This window comes from Thermofilum adornatum (genome assembly GCF_000446015.1).
Lineage (GTDB): Archaea > Thermoproteota > Thermoprotei > Thermofilales > Thermofilaceae > Thermofilum > Thermofilum adornatum.
The window spans coordinates 1,184,354-1,206,477 of the sequence record NC_022093.1; the positions used below are offsets into that span (position 1 = coordinate 1,184,354).

The following is a 22,124-nucleotide window of genomic DNA, read 5'->3' on the forward strand; positions in this document are numbered from 1 at the left end:
TTTCACATTTTAAAGAGTCACCGAAGGCTAGATGAGCCATCCCTTTTCACGAATAACGTCCAAAAGAAGCTTGAACATGCCGGGCATAGCTTCTGGATCTGTGCCAGTAATGATGTTCCCGTCGCGGACAAACTTTTCGTCAAGCACTATTGCTCCAGCGTTACGGAGGTCATCATGTATCGAGAAAAATCCCGTTAGCTTCCTACCCTTAGCGAGGCCAGCAGAAACAAGAACCCAGGGACCGTGACAAACCGCCGCCACCACTCCTTTCTCGGCCACTCTCTTAACAAGTTCAAGAATTTCCCTGCTTCTTCTCAGCCTATCAGGAGCATAGCCGCCAGGTATCCATAAGACAACATAATCCTCAGCTAATGCACTTCTTGCATCCTTGTTCGCCCTTATGGTTAGCCCGCTCTTTCCTTTGTATTCTCTTGCCTCAGGTCCTACGAGGTCTACCTCAAAGCCAAGCTCCATGAGCCTATAAAGTGGGTAAATGAGCTCCCTCTCGTCAAACAAGTCTTCAACCAAAACTGTTGCCTTCATTATGTGTACTTGCTTCGCGTAGATATTTATTCCTTATTCACAATTTTCCAAAGAAACCAAAAGTTGAGACATAGGCACACGGTAAATCATAAGAACTTAATTTTACTGAAATACTTCTCGAGATACTGTTTATTTGCCTCGTCGCCCCCGGGTACATTTGCACTCATCCACACTTCAGGTTTAACCCCCATAGATAACAACTTCTGAACGGTTCTAGCGACAAGAAGCTGTAGTATAAACGAATTGATTATGGTGGAGACCGGCGCCACCTTCTGCTCTAAGCCCTCGAGTTTAAGGTAAGCATCACCCTCAGGAACCTTATTATCGATAACAACATCTGCAAGCTCGAAAAGCTTCTTCCCCAAAGGATTGCTTGGGGGCACCCTCTTGCTATACTCAACAGAAGTAATAGCGACAACCTTCAACCCCCTGCTTTTAGCCTCTGCCGCCATCTCAACAGGAACAGCGTTCTTGCCAGAGTTACTCACAATTACAAGCACAGAATTGGGGACAGGCTTAATTGACTCGAGCAAGACCCTGGCATAACCAGAAAGCCTCTCAAGCATAGTACTCTTAAAGGCACCATTAAGACCCGAAATACTCAAATCAAAAACTGGGTACACACGCACCAAGCCGCCTGCCCGATAAAAAGTCTCAAGAGCCATCATCATCGAGTGCCCCGTACCAAAAACATAGATGAAACCATCATTCTTAAGAACTTGGACAAAGAGTTCTATAGCTCTCTCCATGTTCAATTTTTCTTCACGCACTATCCTCTCCTGGAGACTGGCTATTCCAGTCAAAAACTCTGAATAAATATCGGAAACCATTTTTATCATTCTTCATGTTTCACAACATAAATATATTTTTAGATGTTCAAACACACCATGAAAACCATCGTCCTCAAAGTTAAAAACAAGAGCGGACTACATGCGAGACCTGCAGCCGTCTTTGTCCAAACAGCAAAAAAATTCACGTCAAAAATAATTGTAAAAAAGGGCGAAAAAACCGCGGACTCAAAAAACATTCTTCAAATATTATCCCTAGGCATAGACATGGGAGACGAAATAGAACTCCAGGCTGAAGGTCCCGACGAAGAACAAGCAATAAACGAGTTGAGCAAACTTCTGCTTGAATACCTCCCATCTATAGATCAATAATTTCATAAAATTCATTCGAAAACCTTGACATCCTTTTTCTTTAAATAATTCTGAGACCACTCCTTTATATCTCGAGAGGAATCAGCCTCCTCAATCATTTCTCTAACTTCCTCAGCTAGCTCTGCAAAGTTAATCCTCCTAACAACATATTTAACTTTCCCTACAAAGCCCGGAGCTACACTCAGTCCCTTAATACCTAGACCGACAAGAACAGGTATAGCAACACCTCTACTAGCCATTTCGCCACATACTTCCGTCTCTACCCCCTCACGAATATGGTCAAGGGCGTACGACATAAGCCTCAAAACGGATGGATTAAGTTCATCGTAGACATTGCTTACATATGTACTTGTTCTATCTGCCGCTAAAACATACTGGGTTAAATCATTCGTACCAAAGCTAACAAAGCTCAATCTGCCCTTATCTACGAGTTCTCTTACTAGCAAAGCTGCAGAAGGCACCTCTATCATGACGCCCAAAAGAGGGATCTTAACGTTTTGTCCCTCATTCTCTAGCTTTTCCTTTTCTTCTTCAATGAATCTCCTAAGCTCCTCAACCTCCTCAACTGTGGAGATCATGGGAAACATAACTCTCAAGTCACCATATACCGACGCCCGCAAAGCCGCACGAACCAGAGGCCTAAGCATTGAGTCACGATACTTTAACAAAAGACGCGTCCCCCTAAAACCCAACTGGGGATTTGCCTCCCTCGGAATCTCTAAAAACCTTACAGGCTTGTCTCCACCAATGTCTGGGGCACGCACAGTTAGAGGACCGCCTCCTAGGAACTCTAAGCTCTTCTTAAAGAGATTAAATAATTCCTCCTCACTAGGGGCTACATCCCTAGCCATGTAAGCAAACTCAATCCTAAACAACCCAACTCCCCCGCAACCATAGCTCGGAGCTACGCGGACCTCCTCTAGGCTACCAGTATTACACATAACAGCTACTTTTACCCCGTCAACTGTTATGGGCTCGAGCTTTTCCTCTCTTGCATACAGAGATACTGTTTCCTTATACTCGGCGACTAGAGACTTGTAATTATCAATTAATCTTGGGGAGATATCAACAACTAAATAGCCATTCACACAGTCAAGCACAGCGGTAACGTCATTTCTCAAACTGTTTAAGTCAACCTCTTGAGAAATCAAATAAGGCACACCCTTCAACCTAGCCAATATAGACACATGCGCCGTCAACCCACCTCTCCGAGTAACTAGGCCCGCTAGCCCACCCTCAACAGCCTCCAAAAACCTAATGGGATCAATTTCTTCTGCTACAAGAATTCTATCTCTCCAATCAACATCTGTCTTAGCCGCTCCAATAATGCTTGAAACCAGGCGGGCTGAAATGTCATGCAGATCCTGAGACCTAAGAGCAAAAAGCTCACTACCACTCTTAAGCAACTCTGAATATTTCTCGTAAACCCTCTTTACAGCCGAAGCGGCGCTGAGAGACAGGTTCCGAATAAGTTCTTCAGCCTCTGACACAAGGGAATCAAGCATAAGTAACTGTGCATCAATAATTTCTTGTTCTGCTTTCGGGAGAATTCTCTTTAAGTCTTCAAGTCTCTTTTTCACTATTAGGCTTGCCTCGTTTAGAAGCTTTGTTTCTTTATCCACACCGTTGGATTTCGATTCAGAAATGCTTTCTAATATATCTTTCTCCTTCAGGACAAAAATCCTTCCAATAGCCACCCCAGGAGACACGATTAGGCCTCTATACCTCGTCTCACTGCTCCTCGGTAAACTACTCATTCTTTAACCCAATCTTCTATTATCAAAAGGATATAAAATGTTTTTAAAAACTAATGCGAAAAACTAATGTTTATATTCCTAAATACACAACTGTATTCAGGGTTGACACTTGAGAATTCAAGTTAGGAATGCGCATGTTTTGACTCCGCTAGAAGATATCGGCGTGGTTAATATCTCTATAAGGGATGGCGTAATTGAGAGTTTCAATGTCCAAGGAACACCGGACAAAATAATAGATGCTGAAAGACAGTATGTCGCCCCAGGATACATCGATACCCATATACACGGCTATGCAGGCATAGATGTTACGGAGGCTTCGCCAGAAGAAATACTAGAAATGTCACAAAAACTTGCAGGACGTGGAGTGACGGCATTCTTGGCTTCAACAGTCGCCGCACCCCACGAGAAACTTGTCCAAGCCTGTAGAAACATTACAAAGGCGGCTGAATCGTGGTCTCCCTCTAAAGGTGCGAGAATTCTTGGACCTCATCTAGAGGGCCCCTATCTAAATCCCTCCATGAAGGGTGCCATGAATGAAGCATATCTGAGAAAGCCAAGCCTGAAAGAGTTTGAAGACTACTACCTTGCTTCGAAGGGACTTCTCAGAAAAATAACGGTCGCGCCTGAGCTCGAGGGAGCCATAGATTTCATCAAATCCGTAAAGAGCAGAGGTATAACGGTCAGTTTGGGGCATTCCCAGGCAACATACGACGAGACCCTTAGAGGAATAGAGGCGGGAGCTACAGTCGCCAACCATATTTTCAACCAGATGAGGCAATTTCACCACAGGGAACCAGGCCTCCCATTTGCTCTACTCCTAAACCCTAACACATTTATCGAGATGATTGTAGATTTCATACATCTCCATCCAGCCACTGTTCAACTCGTATTCAAACTGGCAGGACCCCTACGAACAGTCCTCATAACAGATGCAGTTAGTGCGTCTGGCTTGCCCGATGGCGAGTATGTACTGGGAGGCCTCAAGATAACCGTTAAAAATGGCGTTTCAAGGCTGAGTGAAAGCGGGGCCCTGGCCGGAAGCACCTTGACAATGGACAATGCAGTCAAAAATGTGATAAAGGCCGGAGCAGGCCTTCTAGAGGCACTTACAATGGCTAGCTATACACCCTCTAAGAGCATCGAGGCATTAACACGGGAAAAAATAGGCTACTTAAAGCCCGGATACAAGGCAGACCTCATTATTCTAGATGAAAAATTAAATGTAAAGAAGACAATTATAAATGGAGAGCTCGTCTACGAGGGATAAAAATGGGAGGAATATTCGCTGCTATTTCAAAAAGTTCTGAAAACACTGTTCCCATAGTAATAGAAGGCCTTAGAAGGCTTAAATACAGGGGCGCAGACAACTCGGGAATAGCTGTTCTTCTAGACGGACGCATAGAGATTTTCAAGGAAGCGGGATCAATAGAGGCAGTTTCAGCGAAACTCGGACTAGAAAACATATCCTCAAGAATAGTCTTGGGACACACGCGCTTCGCCACCCATGGACGACCCACTGTTGAAAATGCTCATCCCCACACCGACTGTGAAAGAAGGATTGCTGTCGTCGGAGACGGCTCACTCTCAAACTATGAAGATTTAAGAGACAAACTGCTGATGGAGGGCCACAAGATTACTTCGAGATCAGACTTTGAGGTAGTTGCACATATATTTGAGTCTCTTCTCAACAAAGAATATCAGTCATCAGAGTTCCTGAAGGAGATTTACTCGAAAATGGAAGGATACTTCTCATTTGCAGTTCTGGAGGCAGAAAAACAAAGAATAATCGCGACAACAAATGGGCCCAAACTTTTCTACGGGCTGTCAGACAAATACGTTCTCCTTTCCAGTAGCCAATACGCCCTGCACGGCTTTGCAGACCAATACGGCGAGCTCTCTCCAGGAGAACTAATAATCCTTTCAAAAGATGGGCCCACCATTTACACCTCAGAAGGCTTAGCGAAACAGGTACAGTCTTTACCGCTCCAACTCGACCCCATACTCGTCGAGAAAGGCGGCTATAAACATCACATGCTTAGGGAAATAAACGAAGTGCCAGAAGCTCTCCTAAGAACGCTCAGTTCTGTGCAAAAGAGATATTTGAACCTCGCGGGAAGACTGGTAACAGGAGCCGACAATATCTACATCATAGCAAACGGCACAAGCCTACACGCAGGCATGATAGCCTCCTACTACTTCTCCGAGCTCGCCGGCATAAGCCCAATAGTGACAAGTGCGGCCGAGTTCCCACTATACTACCTGGAAAACGTCGGGCCAGGAACCCTCGTCATTGCTATTTCCCAGTCTGGAGAAACTGGAGACGTATTATCATCTCTATACGAGGCAAAACTTAGAGGAGCCACGATTCTTGGAATAACCAACTATGTTGGCTCGAGGCTCGCTAGGCTCTCCAATCTCTACTTACCAATTGCCGCAGGACCAGAAATAGCCGTTCCAGCCACAAAGACATTCACCTCAACCCTTCAAGTTCTCTACCTAGTAGCCCTAAGCTCATCAAGACAAAAAGGCAAAATAGAGGAATCCGAGCAAAAAGCGAGGCTTGAAGCTATCAAGAAGCTTGCACAAAGCCTTGATGAAAGGCTTGCATTCATAGATAGTGAAGCAACAAAAGCCGCAGAAAAAATATCTCTTTGCAGGTCAGGCTATGTAGTTTCAAGAGGATTAACATATCCCCTCGCACTAGAAGGAGCACTAAAACTAAAAGAGGCCTCGTATTTCCACGCCGAGGGTGTCGAAGCAGGAGAATTCAAGCACGGTCCATTCGTCCTTGTAGAGCAAGGTTTCGCCACGATATTTATTATGCCTGTCGAAAAGGTTTCTGCAGAGGCAACTTTTCCATCGATAGAGATGGCCAGACAAACAGGTGCAACCGTAGTAGTGATAGGCTCTGAGAACAATCAGAAGTTGCTTGAGCTTTCACAAGACGGCGTAACTACCATACGAGCCGTAGAGACTGAGAGGCACCTTGCCCCAATATCGCTGGCTGTACCTCTCCAGCTCCTCGCCTATAGACTAGGCGAAAAACTAAACAGGCCCATAGATACTCCTAGGCACCTAGTAAAAGCCGTTACACAGTAAGGGGTACAACTTGTTAGAGTTAGCCTTCACAAAGACAACTATAACTCCTCAGCCGGCTCAAGGACACGAGTTGGCTGGCTACATAACCAGGAGAGAAAAATCGCAGGGAGTACATGACGATATAGAACTCCGAGCACTACTTATTGAAGACGAGTCAGCGGTCTTGCTTGTTAATCTCGACCTTTTAGGGGTAGACACACATATCAAGGAAACAATTCAAAGAGTAGCAGAAAAGACAATTGGAAATGTCAATGTTATAGTTACTGCTACACATACTCACTCAGCCCCAGCGACTCTGTTTACAAACCTCTTGCTTACTTTTGGAGACAATGTTTTCCGAAAGGACTACTTCGATTATTTTGTGGAACAAACCGAGAAGACTTTTTCAAACATAGCTAATAACCTCGAACCAACTGAGACATATATCTATAAAACAAAGATAAGAGATATAGCCACAGACAGAAACGATCCACGAAACCCTATAGACAACGAGGCACTTCTGCTAACTTTTGCCTCGAAGGGGGAAACTAAGGGTTTCCTTGTAAATTACGCAGTCCACCCTACAGTATTAGGACCCGACAATTTACTTATAACTAAGGATCTCATTGAATATATTCTCAAAGGACTTTATTCTGTCCTTAAAACAAATATAGGCCTCTTCCTAAATGGTGCGGCAGGCAATATTTCAACAAGGTTTACCAGGAGAGCACAAACATTCAGTGAAGCTGAAAGAATCGGCAATGAATTTGCACGCCAAGTTTTGGTATCGAAATTTAGGCTCCACAATGTGGAAAATCTTAGAATAGTGTCCAAAGAAATAACTGTTTCTTTCAAAGAATATACCGAGGAGGAAATACGCAAGCTATCGATGCCTACATGGAAAGACGGAACACGTAGAAGCGAGTCGCTGAGAGAAGGAATAGAAGCTTTAAACAAACTTTATCCAATTATTTCAAAGAAAAGATACACAGCGAAAGCTGAAATAATAGGTCTAAATCTGGGCGACCTCAAAATGGTATTCGTCCCGTTCGAACTGCATTCAGATATTTCTCTAAGTTTAAAAAAACTGGTGGAGCCTCGATATCTTGCGCTTGTAGGATATACAAATGAATATTTTGGCTACTTATTGATGAAGGAGGCCGAGCCAGGATACGAAAAAATAATGCAGTTTGTAGATGAGAAAACGCGTCAACAAGTGTTTTCTGCGATATGTAATGTGCTAGACATCGATCCAGGTTCCCTGTGAGCTAGAAAGATAAAACGAGTCCAACAACTGCTGGTTTCGAAGCCCCTCTTTTAAGGTTGGCTGATAGTCCTCCCGTAGACCTGCTAAGTACTCTATAAACTGCTTGTACAAGATAACATAGGAGTAAACCCATCCCTCAAAGCTCTTTGAAATTGGCCATACTAGGTCTGGATAAATCTCCTCGTAACCTTTTACTATTTTCTCGATGCTTTTACTCTTTCTCTTAAAAACATAAAGATTGTGAGGCTCATTCAGAAGGAATCTTGCACTCCCCTCACTGCCATAGATCTCTATTCTCATCTGTTCTTCAAAGCCTGGAGACACTTTTGAAGCCTCAATACTGCCTACTTGTCCCTCGTCATACTCGAGAAGTGCAAAACCAACGTCTTCTGTGTCAACTTTACGCCTTGTACCAGTCGCGGGATCAATTCGCTCACCTATTAGCGTATAGGCCTTGCCGAAAAGCCTCTTAATGCGTCTGCCTGTGACGTTTTCAGCAAGGTCAAGAACATGCACGCCGATATCTGCAAAAACCCCACCTCCTGCAATGGCCTTGCTCATTCTCCACTCGAAAGGAGTATCTCTGTAAGCATGCTTTGCATGGGCTATTACACCCCGGAACTCTAGAAAGTCTCCTAGCTCCCCATTCCTAAGAAGTCCACGCAAGTATTGGATTCCCGGGGTAAACCTCGAAACTAAACATACAGTCACATTTCTGCCTGCTTTAACAGCATAGCGTTCTATTTCGCCGGCTTCATGGAGGCTTAGAGCTACAGGCTTCTCCAAGACAACGTTAAACCCTCTTTCTAAAGCTTTCAACGCTAAAGGATAATGCGTATTATTTGGTGTAGCAATTGCAACGAGATCTAAATCTACATTGAAAACCTCATCTTCGCTTGTTGTCCACCTTTTGAACCCAAACTGCCTAGCAGTTTCCTCTGCATGAGTAGCTGTTCTACTCAAAACAATTTCAAGCTCTATTTCGGGAAAATCTTTCTTTTTAACTATTCTGTTTAGTGAAGAAAGTGTCCATCCTTGTGCCTGAGCCGACCACCCCGCCCCTATAAGTCCAGCCTTAATCTTCACTAGGCATCATCTTTTAGAATTTTATACTTCTTATCTTCTCAGCCATATCTAACGGCTTCGGTGGAAAATCTGGAAGTTGCTGATAATAAAGCTTTATACCCATGTCGAGAAGCTTAAGCAAAGCCTTGTGATCCTCGGGACCAATATCGAATGTTTTTTCCACCTTGACTCTCCCAGCTCTATAACCCATCTGTCCCAAGAGAACCCACTCAACATTTACTCCAGATTTCTCAATGAAAGCTAGAACATCGACTGGATTCTCAAAGAGCATTAATATCTTTAGATTATTATTTACATTCTTGATTTTAATAGCAGCCTCCTCTACCTTCAACACTTCAACAGCAATGCCTGGGGGCGCAAGCATAACCTGCAACTGCTTCAAGGCAGGATTACTAGCTATCTTATCGTTTACCACCCAAATAGCATTTGCTCCAAATTTCTTTGTCCATGCCGCTGTTACTTGTCCATGTATAAAACGGTCATCAATACGAATGATAATATTCTGATTGTTTTCCATCAATTACACCCAAACTCTTACTCATGTAAGTTTTCATTTTATCTTTTAAGCTTTTTCTAGGCATCATTAAGACCAGTTTTATTTTGAAATTTCAACAAGCTGAGGTCCCACAAAGGCTCTTATTCCCTGCAAGCCCGCGTCCTTTACTCTAGAAATAAATTCTTGCAGATTACTTCCGAGATCTTCATTCGTGAGGATCTCTATAGCTATTGCCATGTTAAAACCTGTAATGACAGCCTTAGCCCTTCCCTCTTGGAGCAACATTAATGCGGCCCTACTAGGAGTCCCACCAAACAGATCAGCCAATATTATTGTTTCAGGATCCACTTTACCCGAAAGCTTCTCATAGTAATTCTCGAGGCTCTCTCCCTCTAAAAGATCTACACAATCAGTCTTCTCTTTGACAGATAAGCCAAGGATCATTGAAACAGCCTCACGCATTGCGCACCCAAGGCCTCCATGAGAGGCAAACACTATCCTCATACCCCTCACCTCAAATAAGACATAGCGATACGTCTATAAGTATGTCTAACACCCCTCACAGCTAAAGAAAGCTCCAAAATATTCTCTGGAAGAGCTACCCTCATCCCATACCCAGAATCCCCAATATGGTGAATATCACAGCCGCATGCCTTCGAGGTTAAACCGATTTTCCGGATTACACTTCTCTGGGCCCCCTCCTGAGACGTCCCAATTGTACACATAAGTACAGCATCATACCTATAAGCAAGCTTAGCAACCGAACTCACATTTTCCGGCAGTGACCATGGAACAGTGTAAGGTGCAGGTATCACTATTCCATCGGCACCCCTAGCTAAAACCTCTTCAATAAGTCTCAAGTCGTACATCTCTTCTGTTCTCAAGCCTCCACTATGCATCTTTCCACCAAAAACCAAAACTCTATCTCCAGCAATTTTTCTCGCCAATTCTACACCTTTAGATATCCTACTCCAAGTCACGCCAAGACCTGGATTCCCCGTAACAACTAATAGTTTAGATCCCAAATCAATGCTGGCCTTGACACTCTCCTCGGAAAGAGTTCTTCCAGCAGGAAGCAATCCAGGATCCACAGGCTCAAGGTTATGGCCGACAAACCTGCCGAGAAATTCAGAAAGCATCGAAAAAGAAGTATAATACTTTTCAGGAACACCCTCAATCCTGGGATTAAATACATCAATCATGTTCAGAAGAATTACATCCGCACCAAATGACGCCGCCAACTCGACATTGGAGACCCCATCTATGAGTGGAGGAGCAGTAACCACGATTTCTGCTGCAATGGTCCTCCCCTCAGAGCTTAGAACAGCTGCCTTAAAATCTTTAGCTAAACATTTTGAGAGCTCTTTACCAGTCATTTCCAAAACTCTTTTAGCCACAGCTGTAAAACAGGCATATTTGAATTAAAAATATTTTCGATAGAAACATTTATAATCCAAAAATTTTATTAATAAGCAATATCCGTAATACATTTGTATGACAGCAATTGGACCATTCGAAGTGGGACTTCTAGGACTCCTAGCATTCTTCTTCGGACTAGACTACATCTGGGTAACCCCGCTAGGTATCTGGCGCCCCGTAGTAGCCGGCACAATAACAGGCATTCTCCTTGGAGACCCACTAACGGGTCTACTAGTAGGTTCACTACTCGAATTCGTCTTTGCAGGTCTCTTTACAATCGGTGGAGGCACAGTGCCAGAGGCCGCAACAGGAACAATAGCATCAGTCGTCGTAGCCGTAGTGACCGGTTTGAAGCCGGAGGCAGCTGTACCACTAGCAATTCCAGTTGCAGTTCTAACGATGAACATAGAAATCGTTGTAAGGTCTTTTGACGCCGTATTCACTCACTGGGCCGACCGTGAAATAGAGAGAGGAAACTATGGAATGATACCAATAATAAACATATTGGGTGCAGTTCCCTGGGGTCTTTCCAGAGCCATACCTATATGGCTCTTTGTAGGTGCACTAGCAATCAACCCGCCAGCAGTTAAAGCCGCCATAGACGCATTACAAGTAGTATACATAGGGCCATTTGTCATTAAATTCTGGGATGCGATGGCTGTTGCTGGAGCAGTTCTACCAGCACTCGGAGCCGCAATCTTAATGAAGCTTATGATTTCTAGAAGAAACGTCATGTTCTTCATTCTTGGATTCGCACTGGCCGCCTACCTCAAGCTAAGCCTACTAGCAATAGCACTCATCGCTGGCTCGATAATATTTGCCATCTACTATTTCATACACCGCGAAACCCTCGAGACACAGCTTTCAACTACAACAGCGCCTCCAGCTGGAAAAGCCACAACAAAAGACTTTATCAGATGGTTTGGCGTTTCATGGTTTATTCAGTCCTCCTGGAACTATGAAAGAATGATGGGCACAGGATTTGCACATGGAATGCTAGACATAGAGAAGAAGCTAAGAAAAGACCCAGAAGAACTGAAAGCCTGGATGAGACTACACAACGAATTCTACAATACTGAGCCACACATTCACAATGCAATATACGGAATGACGATATCATTAGAAGAACAAGGTGCAGACCCAGACACTATACGAGGCATAAAGACAGCACTAATGGGGCCATTCGCTGGACTAGGAGACTCATTAATATGGTTCACAATCCTCCCAATAGCATTCCTCATAGGCGCCTCCCTAGGAGTACATGGAAATATCCTTGGCCCAGTAGTTGCACTCCTCATATGGATACCCGTCTCATGGGCAATCAAATACTATTCCCTCGTCTATGGATACAAGTATGGTCTATCATTGGCTGAGGTACTAAAGGGAGACGTCCTCAAGATATTCAGGGAAGGAATTGCAGCATTTGCAATGGCAATGGTTGGAGGCATAGCAGCCACATACGTCAGAGCAACAACACCAATAGTCTTAGCCCAGTACGGTGGCCAGGCCATCAAGCTGCAGCCAGTTCTAGACCAGCTCATGCCATCACTGCTCCCACTCCTATTTACACTATATGCCTACTGGCTCATCAAGACAAAAGGCTACAGCTACGGTAAAGCTGTCATTATCCTGTTCCTCACAGCCTTCGTGCTTGCTTTAATAGGAGTCCTGGGATAAACAAAAATATTTTTTCTTTTCACTTTGGTTCTCCAAGAATCTTCTGTAAGCCTTCTACGACCCCCTCACCATAAGGCCTATTAGTCACATAGTCTGCCATCTCTTTCAATTTTTGATCCGCATTAGCAACAGCCACCTTAAAGCGGGCAATCCGAAACATTGGTATATCAGACGCGCTATCTCCAATAGCAACCATATTCTTAGCATCCCAGCCAGTTACCTGTAAAAGCCTAGACACCCCGACACCCTTATCAAGCCCCCTTGGTGCAAAAACATGAGTCCGCGAACCTACCTTCTTCATTTCCACAGAGTATTCACTCTGTTTGTTTAATAATACATGTTGCGCTAGGGAAATATTATCTTGGTCAAAATAATACAGAACTTCTCCCAGGTTAACCCTGGGGACAACTCTAGAAACCTCTTCGATAAACGTGTTCCACCACTTAGGCCTAAATAAGATCAAATCACTTGGCGGGAAGAAGAGAACACTGCCAAGCTCAAGAACCAAGGCATCAAACAAACTCGCTTCAACGAATCTCTCAATGTCGCTTAAAGGTCTGGCCGTAGCTAGAATTAGCTTAAAACCATGCTTTTGTTTTAGAGTCATGACCGACTGGGCCACTTCGTATCTAACAGGATGATTCTCCTCAGCCAGAGTTCCATCATAGTCAACAACTATCAACAACATTTCTTCACCTAGTGCTGAAACCTTTCAAGAATAAAAGGATAACTTATTACTTTAGACCCCATGCATCCAATATAATTGCGTGACTAGCTGAAGGAATTATGAAATAAAAGGCTACACATATTGGTTGTATTTTTGCTGATTAGTTTAAGTTTCTTCTTAATGTTTATATGCTAATATTTATTACAATGGCGTAAAAAATAAATAGTTTAAAAAAGTATTACTACCGTATGAGCCCGTTAGAAATTTTGTACTGGATCGGGCAAAATATTCTTGGACAACCACCAATACTTCTAGGCCTAGTAGCCTTAATAGGCTTATTGATACAGAGAAAGTCATTTGAGGAGATTATAACTAGCACCTTCAAAGTAATGATAGGAGTCGTAATGATGATTGCCGGCGCCACTCTTTTTGTTAATGAATTGGTAAACTTTCAAAACATTGTAGGTACTGCGGTTGGCTTCCAGCCAAAATACCCGCCCGGGTATATCCCTCTAGGAGACTTTACTGCTAAGTTTGGTAGCTATGCAGCAATGATAATGACTGTTGCATTTATTATCCACTTGATAATTGCCCGATTCACCAAAATAAAATTCGTTTACTTAACAGGACACTTGATGTGGTGGGTATCTTTAACTGTTGTTGCAACTCTTCTCACCATTAAACCTAATGCGTCAGCCCTCGAGATAATAGCAATCGGTTCAATAGTTATGGCACTCTACTGGAGCATACAGCCATGGTATATACACTCTGCAATGAAAGAAGTTATGGGCACAGATGAGATAGCTTTTGGTCATACATCATCTTCGGCTGCTTTTCTAGCTTTCTATCTAGGTAAATATATAGGTAAACCAGAAGAGAGCACAGAACAAGTAAAATTCCCCAAAGCATTAAGCTTCTTTAAAGACTACGCTGTAAGTACAGCCGTAATCCTGGGCTTAATAATGATCATAGCCGCCATAATAGGTTATGCCATAAACCCAACTGCTGTAGTTAAATTAGCTGGAGAGCTCAATCCTATAATTTGGGCTTTTCTGAGAGGCATATACTTCGCCGTAGCCATCGTTGTTCTTTTAACAGGAGTAAGAATGTTTATCGCAGAAATTGTCCCAGCGTTTAGAGGTATAGCACAGAAACTTATTCCAGGAGCAAAACCAGCACTTGATTGCCCAGTAGTTTTTCCGCAGGCACCAACTGCAGTAGTTATCGGATTCGTAAGTGGTTTAATTGTCTTCCTAGTATTCATGGGATTATTTGCAGCGACAGGTTTTGCAATAATTGTTCCGCCAATGATAATGTTATTCTTCCCAGGCGGAGCAGCAGCTGTATTTGGAAATAGAACTGGAGGCTGGAAAGGCGCAGTACTTGGAGGTGTTATAAATGGTGCTTTCTTAGCTATTGGGCAGGCAGTTACCCTGAATGCATTGACTTATGCTCCAGAACTTGCAACACTAGCTGACCCAGATTGGTACATAATTATCTGGTTGTTAAAGGCAATCTTAGGACCTTTCTTCAAATAAGAAATAAATTAATTTTTTTATTTTTTCTCTATCCATCCAGCATCAAGTAGTGCTTTTGTTATCTTTTCTCTCATCTCTTTTTTATCCACGAGACTCTTTAATCCTACAATTATTTTTGCCGAGCCTTTTAATTCGGGTTCATGTATTATAGAGCAAACGATAATATCGGCGCCTCCGGCTTTTGCAGTCAATATTTCTGTTGGTTCAACCTTTGCAGGAATACCGAGTTCCTTAAATACATCATCTACGAACATTTTCATGATCAAGGAACTTCCCTGCCCAACACCACATACAGTGAGAACTTTTAATTCTCTTCCTAAAATGTAGCTATAAGTCATCGGTTTTTCACCTTACCTTAAAATTTAATTGTAAGAAAGTATTTATTGTTTTTCAGCCACGCAATGAAATGTGGCCTGCTCCTATAACGAGATATGGAAGGCGGTTGAGGAAAGAATCAAAGTTGTGGAAGTAGTGTCAGACTGGAAAGAAGCAGTAATCCTTGCAGGTAAGCTTCTGCAGAGAGATAATTGCATAGAAGAATCCTACATAGAAGGAATGATCAAGACATGTCAAGAATTGGGACCCTATATTGCAATTGCTCCTGGACTTGCTATTCCCCATGCACGACCAGAGGAAGGTGCCCAAAAGACGTGTTTCTCTATACTAGTAGTGCGTAAAGGTGTTAACTTCGGTTCTCATAACGACCCCGTTTACATAGTAGTGGCTTTTTCCTCTCCTGACAAAAAATCACATTTAAAATTTCTCCAAGTTTTAGCTGAACTCTTCGCAAATAAAGGAGAACAAATAGTGAACAGCCTCCGTGAAGCAAAAAATACCTATGAAGCCCTGTCAATACTAAGGGAACTATTATAGAAGTAATTACCATGCGTAATTATTGATGCAAGAGAAAAAAAGATTGTTTTTCACTGCTGAATGTTGAGCAAGACCCGAGACTTAACTTCCTCGCTGAGAAGACTCCGCCATGCATTGCTCAAAGATACTATTGCAAAGACGCCCACAGTGTACGCGTCAGCGTCGCGGACAATATTCAATAGTGCTTTCAGAGTTCTTCCTGAACGGAGTAGGTCATCAGCTATGAGCACTCTAGAGTTCTTTGGTATGTGGTTCGCCGGGAGATATATGTGGACAATGCTGGGTGGATCTGTCTGAAAAATCTGTGCAGAGAGGTATTTTATCGACTGGCTTTCCCGCTCCCTGCGTGCCACTGCCAGCTTGGCGTCTAAAACCCAAGCAAGTAGAGATGCTAGTGGGATACCATTTACTGCAGCCGTCAAGACGACGTCTACGCTTCTAAAAAACGATAAATAAGCCTCGGCCATTGCCACTGTCAAGACGTCTTCATCGTAGGCCAGCTCTGCTACGTTGACCACGCCGTTCTCATCGATTTTCAGCTTGTTCTGAACAACTTGGGCGAAGACGTTCTCGCTCCTCAATGCCTGAATAATGTGGACTGCCTTTAACTGTGGAGGCAGAACTGTCCCAACAATGTACCGTTTAAGTTCAGGCTGTGATATCCTAATCTTGTTCTCTGCCAAGATCTCGTACAAGTAGCCGAGCTCAAAATGTTTGCTTAGGGTCTTCAGGGCTCTCCAAGCCAGGATCTGGGGTATTGCTGCTTCACTTCTGGTTATCATGATTTCATTTTTTTGAAAGAAATATATAAGTTTAACGCTAAATCAGAGAGAAAAATTTAAAAATAAAAAGTGGTTGCAAAACACGTGAAGGCACAAATCAAAAGAAAAATAACATGGATGCACATAGTCACCTTCGTATTTGCAACGGCAGTCGCATATGTCCTAGCAGTAGTCTCGTCCCTCATCTTCCCAGTCCTCGGCGCGCCCGGCGTATCCGCTCTGTACGTCGCGGCAGCTATTTACGTTCCACTAGGTGTTTGGATGGGCATGTGGGGCGCCCTAGCAGGATACTTTAGTTGCCTTTTTCTGGGGCTCTATCCCTCGGGCTACACCTTACTACAATCCGTTGTTTGGTCTTTCGCAGACTTCATCGAGGCCTTTATACCTGCATTCCTCTTTAGAGTCCTCAAAATCGATCCAGACTTCACAGTGAAAAGGGGCTGGGCTGCCAAGCTCTTTCCATTGTTTATCTCTTTGGGCTCAATTATACTATTGGTCGGCATTACAATACAGGTTCTCTGGGGAAGCCTTGGCGAACCCTTCACAAGCATTTACGTTTACTCTGTCTATACAGGGCTAGCCCTCGCCCTACTTGGCCTGCTTGTAGGGCTACTCGTAGGTGACAAGAAGACTTGGGCTACATACATTGTCGGAGTCATTCTGACCTCATTTATTTCAGGTCTTTGGGGAGCCGGCACCCTAACCATCTTTAACTTTCCACCGCCTCTCCCCAGCGAAGCCTTCTGGCCAGTATTTGTAGGCTGGGTTGCAGGAGACCTCATTGTCCTCTCAGTACTTTCAACTGCACTCCTCGTGGCACTTACGCCTGTCTTCAAGCGAACTGGGCTCTACGTTGAAAAATGGTGGGCGTAACTAATGCCGACAATACTTGGAGAACTAACAGGCTTTGAAGCAAAGAATAATGTCTATATGTCGTTGCACCCTGTAATCAAAATATTAGTTCCTCTTTTTTTCTCTCTTGATGTCCTACTGATAAAGAACATCCATTCGGCACTCATTCTCGTTTTCCTCGTCTTTGCTACTCTTCTCTTTGCTGGTGTCCCGTTGAGAATACTCAAGGGCTTCCTAATACTTATAACCAGTATAAGCATCTTCATTGTTTTGAGTTTTATCCTGTTCACAAACGTCCCTGGAAACAAGTTATTTGAATACACCCTTCTCCAGGTCAACGCCGAGAAGGGCACACTTGTCTGGAAGATAAGCATTACTGACAGCGCTCTTATCAAGGCAGGCATGTTTATCTTTAGGATACTCGCTATGATTTTCACTGCGACACTATTCGTTGCAACGGTAAGCGACAGAGACATTGTTTGGGGGCTTCGAGACCTCCACTTACCCTTGGGATTTTCAGTAGCTGTGTCCCTCTTCTTTAGGGGTATAAGTCTATTCCTAGAAGACTTCAAAGTTATCAGAGAGGCAATGATGTCTAGAGGAGTAGACTTCGAGAAAACAAGCCTTTCAAAAAAATTCATGCTTTACGTGAACGCATTGATACCCCTTGTCTCGTTGATGATAAACAGGAGCTATGAAGTATCTCTTGCCCTTGAATCAAAAGGAATATCTCCGTGGACAAAGTCGAAGCGCCACAGAAAGCTCGCTTTTAGAAGGGTGGATCTCGCAGTATTTGTCCTTGGCTTTGCACAGCTACTTATTTTCGGGGTGATTTGAAGTGGAGATAATCAACGTCCAGGATCTCTACTGGCAATATTACTCCTCGCCAGACTATGCACTGAAAGGCATCTCCCTCAGTGTGGAAAAGGGCGAATTCCTAGCGGTTACTGGTCCAAGTGGAGCCGGCAAGACAACACTAATGCTTACACTTGCAGGCATTATCCCGCAGAGGCTCCCCGGGAAGTTTAAAGGAGAAGTCACTGTTCTCGGCGAGTCCACTCTTTCGGCAGACCTGGCAAGACTAATGCAGAAAGTCGGCGTAGTGTTTGAGGATCCCGAAATACAATTCGTAATGGGTTCGGTGGAGGACGAAGTCTCGCTTTCACTTGAACCACTCGACATATCCGAAGACGAGCTTCATAGACGTGTTAATCATGCCCTAAAAGTGGTAGGGCTTGACGAGTCTTTCCTTTCACGCAACCCGTTACAGCTCTCAGGCGGAGAGAAACAGAGGGTAGCCATAGCATCAGCCATAGCCAAAGAGCCAGAGATACTTATCCTTGACGAGCCAACCTCAGACCTAGACCCACTCGGCAAAGAGGAAGTTATACAGGCAGTAGAAAAATTAAGGCGCGAGACAGATCTAACGATTATTCTTGTAGAGCAGGACCCAGAAATAATTCAACGTTTTGCTGAAAGAGTCGTGGTTCTCAATTATGGGAAGATAGTTTTCGACGGCGAGCCAAGCGAACTCTACAAGAATCTAGAGCACCTAAAGAGGTTTTCAATATATCCTCCCGAGCTATACGAGCTGTCTTTCAAAGCGGGGCTAAACAGCCCCTCCTATGAGAAGCTATTAGAAATGGCCCGAAGTGGCAACCTAAACCACGACATCTGCAAATTCTACGAGACGAGAAGCGAGGGGAAACCAAAGCTACAAGCAGTAAACATCACACATGTTTATCCAGGCGGTGTCAAAGCGCTTGAAAACGTTAACCTAGCTATAGGGACAGGCGAGCTTGTGGCTTTTCTTGGTCCAAACGGTAGCGGGAAGACGACCCTTGCCAAGATTCTCGCAGGCTTATTGGATCCAACCGAAGGCAAGGTATTGATAGATGGAAAAGACTTGAGAAGCTTTAATAGGCTCGAGCTAGCATCAAAGGTAGGCTATGTTTACCAGAACCCACAGCACCAATTGTTCTGCCAGTCTGTCTATGAAGAGGTAGCTTTTGGACTTAGGCTCCGAGGTTTACCTATTAACGAAATTGAGGAGAAGGTTGAAGTTGCCCTAGAAACATTTAGGCTTGGTCACCTAAGAGACGAGCACCCGTTCTTCCTTAGCAAGGGCGAAAAAAGACGCCTAGCATTGGCAAGTGTATATGCCCTAGACCCCGACATTCTTATAGTTGACGAGCCAACAACAGGTCAGGACAGAGTCTTCTCAGAGCAACTTTTCCAACTATTAAGAGAATTGTCCTACAAAAATAAGAGCGTCATAGTCATTACCCACAGTGTAGAGCTTGTAGCCAAGTATGCTGACCGATTAATCATCCTAAGAAGGGGAAGGATAATAGCAGACGGATCCCCAGTGGATGTATTGACTAACGATGCTATAACGAGGGATGCAAAGCTTAAAACTCCCCTCATAGCACAGCTCTGCAAGCATGGCGACAAAAAATCTTAGAAGCTACATTGGGCAATGTTGCAGGGTCAAAGCTTCTTCTAGCCTTCTTTTCCTCGTTTCATATACTCTTTCCAGCCATTCAGGGTACCATCCATAATCAGAAAGCTTGCTCTTTGAAGCCTCCAGCCTTGCCAACGTCTTTTCCAGGTGTTCACGGATCCTGCCGTGCTCCATGCTTTCGCCAGTAAAAAGGATGCACTGTCTCTCGCTCCAGTCACCCGGCTGATCTAGCCCCGGAAAATAAGAATAAATCATTTTCTCCAGGATACTGGTATCTGTAGTGCCACCGAGAGGATTCTTGCCTGGCAAATCAAGGTCGAGACCATATAGGGGCATATCGAAGTTGTTTGAAGCAAGGGCAGACAAGTCCTCGATCCCTATGAAAACCGACTCCACATCCAAGCTATCAAGAAAAGTTGCCACTTTTTTAACCCCAGGCTCGGAGAGGAACCCATAAATAAAAACACGCTTAAACCTTAGGCCCTTCAGCTCCCCTATCTTAACCAGGTACTTGAAAGCTGATTCAAGAGTCTGCCCAGTCGCAACTGTATCGGCTACAATCACGTTTTCGATCTTGCTAGGTATCTCTCCAAGGGATCCATAGGTTACGCTACTCTCGCCTGGGACAGCATGACTAGATATCCGAATGTATATCTCTCTAATGTTAGCGGTATGTCTCCTCAAGGCCTCATGCAACATATAGCCAGGAGAACCCCTCAAAACATGGAGAAAGACTGTTTGATCATCCTTAATCATGTGGAGTATTATTCGTGAGGCTTTCTCCGCCAAAGCTAGAGCCTTGGCAGACAAATCTGAACCAACAAGCTCCGGTTGCGAGGCAATTTCTACGCCCTCCTGCGAATCAAGCAGGTAGACTTGCCCCGGAACATCCATATCTACCTTGAAGAGCCTTGCATCTTTACCTAAAAATTCTTCTTCAACCCTCCTACACACGTCAGTCTTCACTCCAAACGTGTCGATTACTTCTTTGGCACGTTTAGATTCTACCAAGCATGTTGCACCTCAATTTGAGAGCCAATACGCCCTAAAAGGCAAAATCAAGGGTTGAAATATAAGAACTTAGCGGCTCTTCTCAAGTCTGCCTTAATTTTGAGAGGGGAAACAAGTAAAAACAAACCATATGAACGCAAGATTTATTTAGTTTGAGAGTGACTAATAAATGCTATGACGAAAAAATATAAATGGTTCATAGTAATATTCTTCTTCATATTCTTGACCATACACGAGGCAGATAGATTCATCATATCAGCGGTGGCGCCACAAGTAATGGACGAGTTTAAAGTGACGTATAGTCAACTTGGCTTAGTATTCTCGCTAACAGTCCTCGTAGCAGCTTTGCTTTACCCGGTCTGGGGATATCTATATGACAGATATTCACGCAAAATGCTTGCTGGACTCGCTGCACTAATATGGGGATTTACAACAATATTTAATGCACTTTCAAGGACATTCGGAGAATTCTTTGCCACAAGGCTTGCTACAGGCATAGATGACGCCGCCCCACCAGGAATCTATAGCTTGGTAGCAGACTATTTCGAGCCCTATAGCCGTGGAAAAGCCCTCGGTATATTAAATGCCACGGGACCCCTCGGCGCAATCATAGGAACAATACTTTCGCTGTCAATTGTATCGATGGGTCTTAGCTGGAGGAACGCCTTTTTCATAACGGGTCCCATAGGCGTCATCATAGGAATCCTAACATTTTTCGTCATAAAGGACATTCCTAGAGGAAGCTCTGAACCAGAACTTCAAAACCTCCTCGAGGAAGACATTTACAAGGCGAAGTTTTCGGACCTCCCACGTTTATTGAAAAACAGGTCTCTAATATTGCTTTATCTCCAGGGCTTCTGGGGCGTTTTTCCCTGGAACGCCATCACATTCTGGTTCGTAACCTACATGGAGAAAGAAAGAGGAATGGCCCCAGATATAGTCATGGTTGTTATGTCTATCTCGCTGATAGCCATGGTTATCGGCAACCTTGTCGCTGGGGTAATTGGCGACTGGATGTTCAAAAGGACGAAGCGGGGCAGAGCCATATTTGGTGCTATAGTTGTGTTCTTCTCAGCTGTACTAATTTACTTAGCTATCCGTGCCAGAACAAACGAAGAATTCATGCTCTTCACAATCTTGACGGCGTTCGAGATACCAATGGCTGGACCCAACGTTGTAGCAGCTATAACAGACATTACAGAGCCAGAGCTAAGGTCAAGTGCAACAGGTTATCTCAGATTTTTCGAAAACCTTGGAAGCGCCGCTTCGCCTTTCCTGTCCGGCTTGCTAGCTGAAAGCATTGGGCTGGGGGAAGCTATTCTATGGATAAGCGTATCAACTTGGCTCCTATGCTTTGTCTTCTTCTCCTTGTTGGCCATAACTATACCAAGGGACGTAGACAGGCTAAGAAGCCTTATGAAGGAGAGAGCTGAGAAATTAAAAGGTGGCTAAAA

22 protein-coding genes are annotated in these 22,124 nt (G+C 44.0%); 11 read left to right on the forward strand and 11 right to left on the reverse strand.

The annotated features are described in order from the left end of the window. Positions 1-27: 27 nt before the first annotated feature. A complete protein-coding gene (locus tag N186_RS06445; protein WP_020962975.1) occupies positions 28-543 on the reverse strand; it encodes a type 1 glutamine amidotransferase domain-containing protein in 516 nt (171 codons plus the stop codon). An 86-nt stretch (positions 544-629) separates the two neighbouring features. Further along, complete coding sequence (locus tag N186_RS06450; RefSeq protein ID WP_020962976.1) at positions 630-1,382, reverse strand: sugar isomerase domain-containing protein; 753 nt, start codon at positions 1,380-1,382, stop codon at positions 630-632. Between the two features lie 48 nt (positions 1,383-1,430). Between N186_RS06450 and N186_RS06455 the strand changes: the two genes are divergently transcribed. Next, the gene (locus N186_RS06455) at positions 1,431-1,703 is read left to right on the forward strand and encodes an HPr family phosphocarrier protein (protein ID WP_020962977.1); all 273 of its coding nucleotides are present in this window, start codon (positions 1,431-1,433) and stop codon (positions 1,701-1,703) included. An 11-nt stretch (positions 1,704-1,714) separates the two neighbouring features. Here the strand turns inward: N186_RS06455 and ptsP are convergent, their stop codons facing one another. Continuing rightward, a complete protein-coding gene (gene ptsP, locus N186_RS06460; RefSeq protein WP_020962978.1) occupies positions 1,715-3,460 on the reverse strand; it encodes a phosphoenolpyruvate--protein phosphotransferase in 1,746 nt (581 codons plus the stop codon). Between the two features lie 109 nt (positions 3,461-3,569). On the opposite strand from ptsP, the gene nagA reads away from it, so the two are divergent. The 3 genes from nagA to N186_RS06475 are packed head-to-tail and all read left to right on the forward strand — an operon-like array spanning position 3,570 to position 7,805. Further along, positions 3,570-4,727, forward strand: a complete 1,158-nt coding sequence (nagA, locus tag N186_RS06465; protein WP_020962979.1) for an N-acetylglucosamine-6-phosphate deacetylase — start codon at positions 3,570-3,572, stop codon at positions 4,725-4,727. Positions 4,728-4,729: 2 nt separating this feature from the next. Next, positions 4,730-6,559, forward strand: a complete 1,830-nt coding sequence (gene glmS / locus N186_RS06470; protein WP_020962980.1) for a glutamine--fructose-6-phosphate transaminase (isomerizing) — start codon at positions 4,730-4,732, stop codon at positions 6,557-6,559. A gap of 10 nt (positions 6,560-6,569) precedes the next feature. Then, positions 6,570-7,805 (forward strand): neutral/alkaline non-lysosomal ceramidase N-terminal domain-containing protein, encoded by a 1,236-nt coding sequence (locus N186_RS06475; protein ID WP_052885546.1) that lies wholly within the window; start codon positions 6,570-6,572, stop codon positions 7,803-7,805. Here the strand turns inward: N186_RS06475 and N186_RS06480 are convergent. The 4 genes from N186_RS06480 to N186_RS06495 form a co-directional block, all read right to left on the reverse strand. Next, positions 7,779-8,891, reverse strand: coding sequence for a Gfo/Idh/MocA family protein (locus N186_RS06480; protein WP_020962982.1), 1,113 nt, complete (start codon positions 8,889-8,891; stop codon positions 7,779-7,781). The two genes, N186_RS06475 and N186_RS06480, sit on opposite strands and share 27 nt — an antisense overlap. A 13-nt stretch (positions 8,892-8,904) precedes the next feature. Continuing rightward, the gene (locus N186_RS06485; protein ID WP_020962983.1) at positions 8,905-9,408 is read right to left on the reverse strand and encodes a PTS sugar transporter subunit IIB; all 504 of its coding nucleotides are present in this window, start codon (positions 9,406-9,408) and stop codon (positions 8,905-8,907) included. Between the two features lie 78 nt (positions 9,409-9,486). Further along, complete coding sequence (locus tag N186_RS06490) at positions 9,487-9,891, reverse strand: PTS sugar transporter subunit IIA (protein ID WP_148682118.1); 405 nt, start codon at positions 9,889-9,891, stop codon at positions 9,487-9,489. A gap of 5 nt (positions 9,892-9,896) precedes the next feature. Then, on the reverse strand, positions 9,897-10,784 hold the full coding sequence (locus N186_RS06495) for a DUF7916 family protein (RefSeq protein WP_020962985.1): 888 nt from the start codon (positions 10,782-10,784) through the stop codon (positions 9,897-9,899). 97 nt (positions 10,785-10,881) lie between these two features. Between N186_RS06495 and N186_RS06500 the strand changes: the two genes are divergently transcribed. After that, positions 10,882-12,483, forward strand: coding sequence for a PTS system mannose/fructose/sorbose family transporter subunit IID (locus N186_RS06500; RefSeq protein WP_020962986.1), 1,602 nt, complete (start codon positions 10,882-10,884; stop codon positions 12,481-12,483). Positions 12,484-12,502: 19 nt separating this feature from the next. Here N186_RS06500 and N186_RS06505 read toward each other — a convergent pair whose 3' ends face one another. Further along, positions 12,503-13,165 (reverse strand): phosphoglycolate phosphatase, encoded by a 663-nt coding sequence (locus N186_RS06505; protein ID WP_187148173.1) that lies wholly within the window; start codon positions 13,163-13,165, stop codon positions 12,503-12,505. A gap of 233 nt (positions 13,166-13,398) precedes the next feature. Between N186_RS06505 and N186_RS06510 the strand changes: the two genes are divergently transcribed. Further along, the gene (locus N186_RS06510; protein ID WP_020962988.1) at positions 13,399-14,688 is read left to right on the forward strand and encodes a PTS ascorbate transporter subunit IIC; all 1,290 of its coding nucleotides are present in this window, start codon (positions 13,399-13,401) and stop codon (positions 14,686-14,688) included. A 17-nt stretch (positions 14,689-14,705) separates the two neighbouring features. Here the strand turns inward: N186_RS06510 and N186_RS06515 are convergent, their stop codons facing one another. Continuing rightward, a complete protein-coding gene (locus N186_RS06515) occupies positions 14,706-15,026 on the reverse strand; it encodes a PTS sugar transporter subunit IIB (protein WP_020962989.1) in 321 nt (106 codons plus the stop codon). A gap of 70 nt (positions 15,027-15,096) precedes the next feature. Between N186_RS06515 and N186_RS06520 the strand changes: the two genes are divergently transcribed. Further along, positions 15,097-15,561, forward strand: a complete 465-nt coding sequence (locus N186_RS06520; RefSeq protein WP_020962990.1) for a PTS sugar transporter subunit IIA — start codon at positions 15,097-15,099, stop codon at positions 15,559-15,561. Positions 15,562-15,611: 50 nt separating this feature from the next. Here the strand turns inward: N186_RS06520 and N186_RS06525 are convergent, their stop codons facing one another. Beyond that, positions 15,612-16,343 (reverse strand): phosphoribosyltransferase family protein, encoded by a 732-nt coding sequence (locus N186_RS06525; protein ID WP_020962991.1) that lies wholly within the window; start codon positions 16,341-16,343, stop codon positions 15,612-15,614. A gap of 84 nt (positions 16,344-16,427) precedes the next feature. Here N186_RS06525 and N186_RS06530 point away from each other — a divergent pair, with 84 nt between their 5' ends. From N186_RS06530 to N186_RS06540, 3 genes are read left to right on the forward strand one after another with little or no spacing between them, the layout of a single operon-like run. Then, the gene (locus tag N186_RS06530; RefSeq protein ID WP_148682119.1) at positions 16,428-17,216 is read left to right on the forward strand and encodes a hypothetical protein; all 789 of its coding nucleotides are present in this window, start codon (positions 16,428-16,430) and stop codon (positions 17,214-17,216) included. A 3-nt stretch (positions 17,217-17,219) separates the two neighbouring features. Beyond that, positions 17,220-18,032, forward strand: coding sequence for an energy-coupling factor transporter transmembrane component T family protein (locus tag N186_RS06535; protein WP_020962993.1), 813 nt, complete (start codon positions 17,220-17,222; stop codon positions 18,030-18,032). 1 nt (position 18,033) lies between these two features. Beyond that, positions 18,034-19,659 (forward strand): ABC transporter ATP-binding protein, encoded by a 1,626-nt coding sequence (locus N186_RS06540; protein WP_020962994.1) that lies wholly within the window; start codon positions 18,034-18,036, stop codon positions 19,657-19,659. 3 nt (positions 19,660-19,662) lie between these two features. Here N186_RS06540 and N186_RS06545 read toward each other — a convergent pair whose 3' ends face one another. Next, positions 19,663-20,670, reverse strand: coding sequence for a phosphoribosyltransferase (locus N186_RS06545; protein WP_020962995.1), 1,008 nt, complete (start codon positions 20,668-20,670; stop codon positions 19,663-19,665). A gap of 174 nt (positions 20,671-20,844) precedes the next feature. On the opposite strand from N186_RS06545, the gene N186_RS06550 reads away from it, so the two are divergent. Next, on the forward strand, positions 20,845-22,122 hold the full coding sequence (locus N186_RS06550; RefSeq protein ID WP_020962996.1) for a spinster family MFS transporter: 1,278 nt from the start codon (positions 20,845-20,847) through the stop codon (positions 22,120-22,122). Positions 22,123-22,124 lie beyond the last annotated feature (2 nt).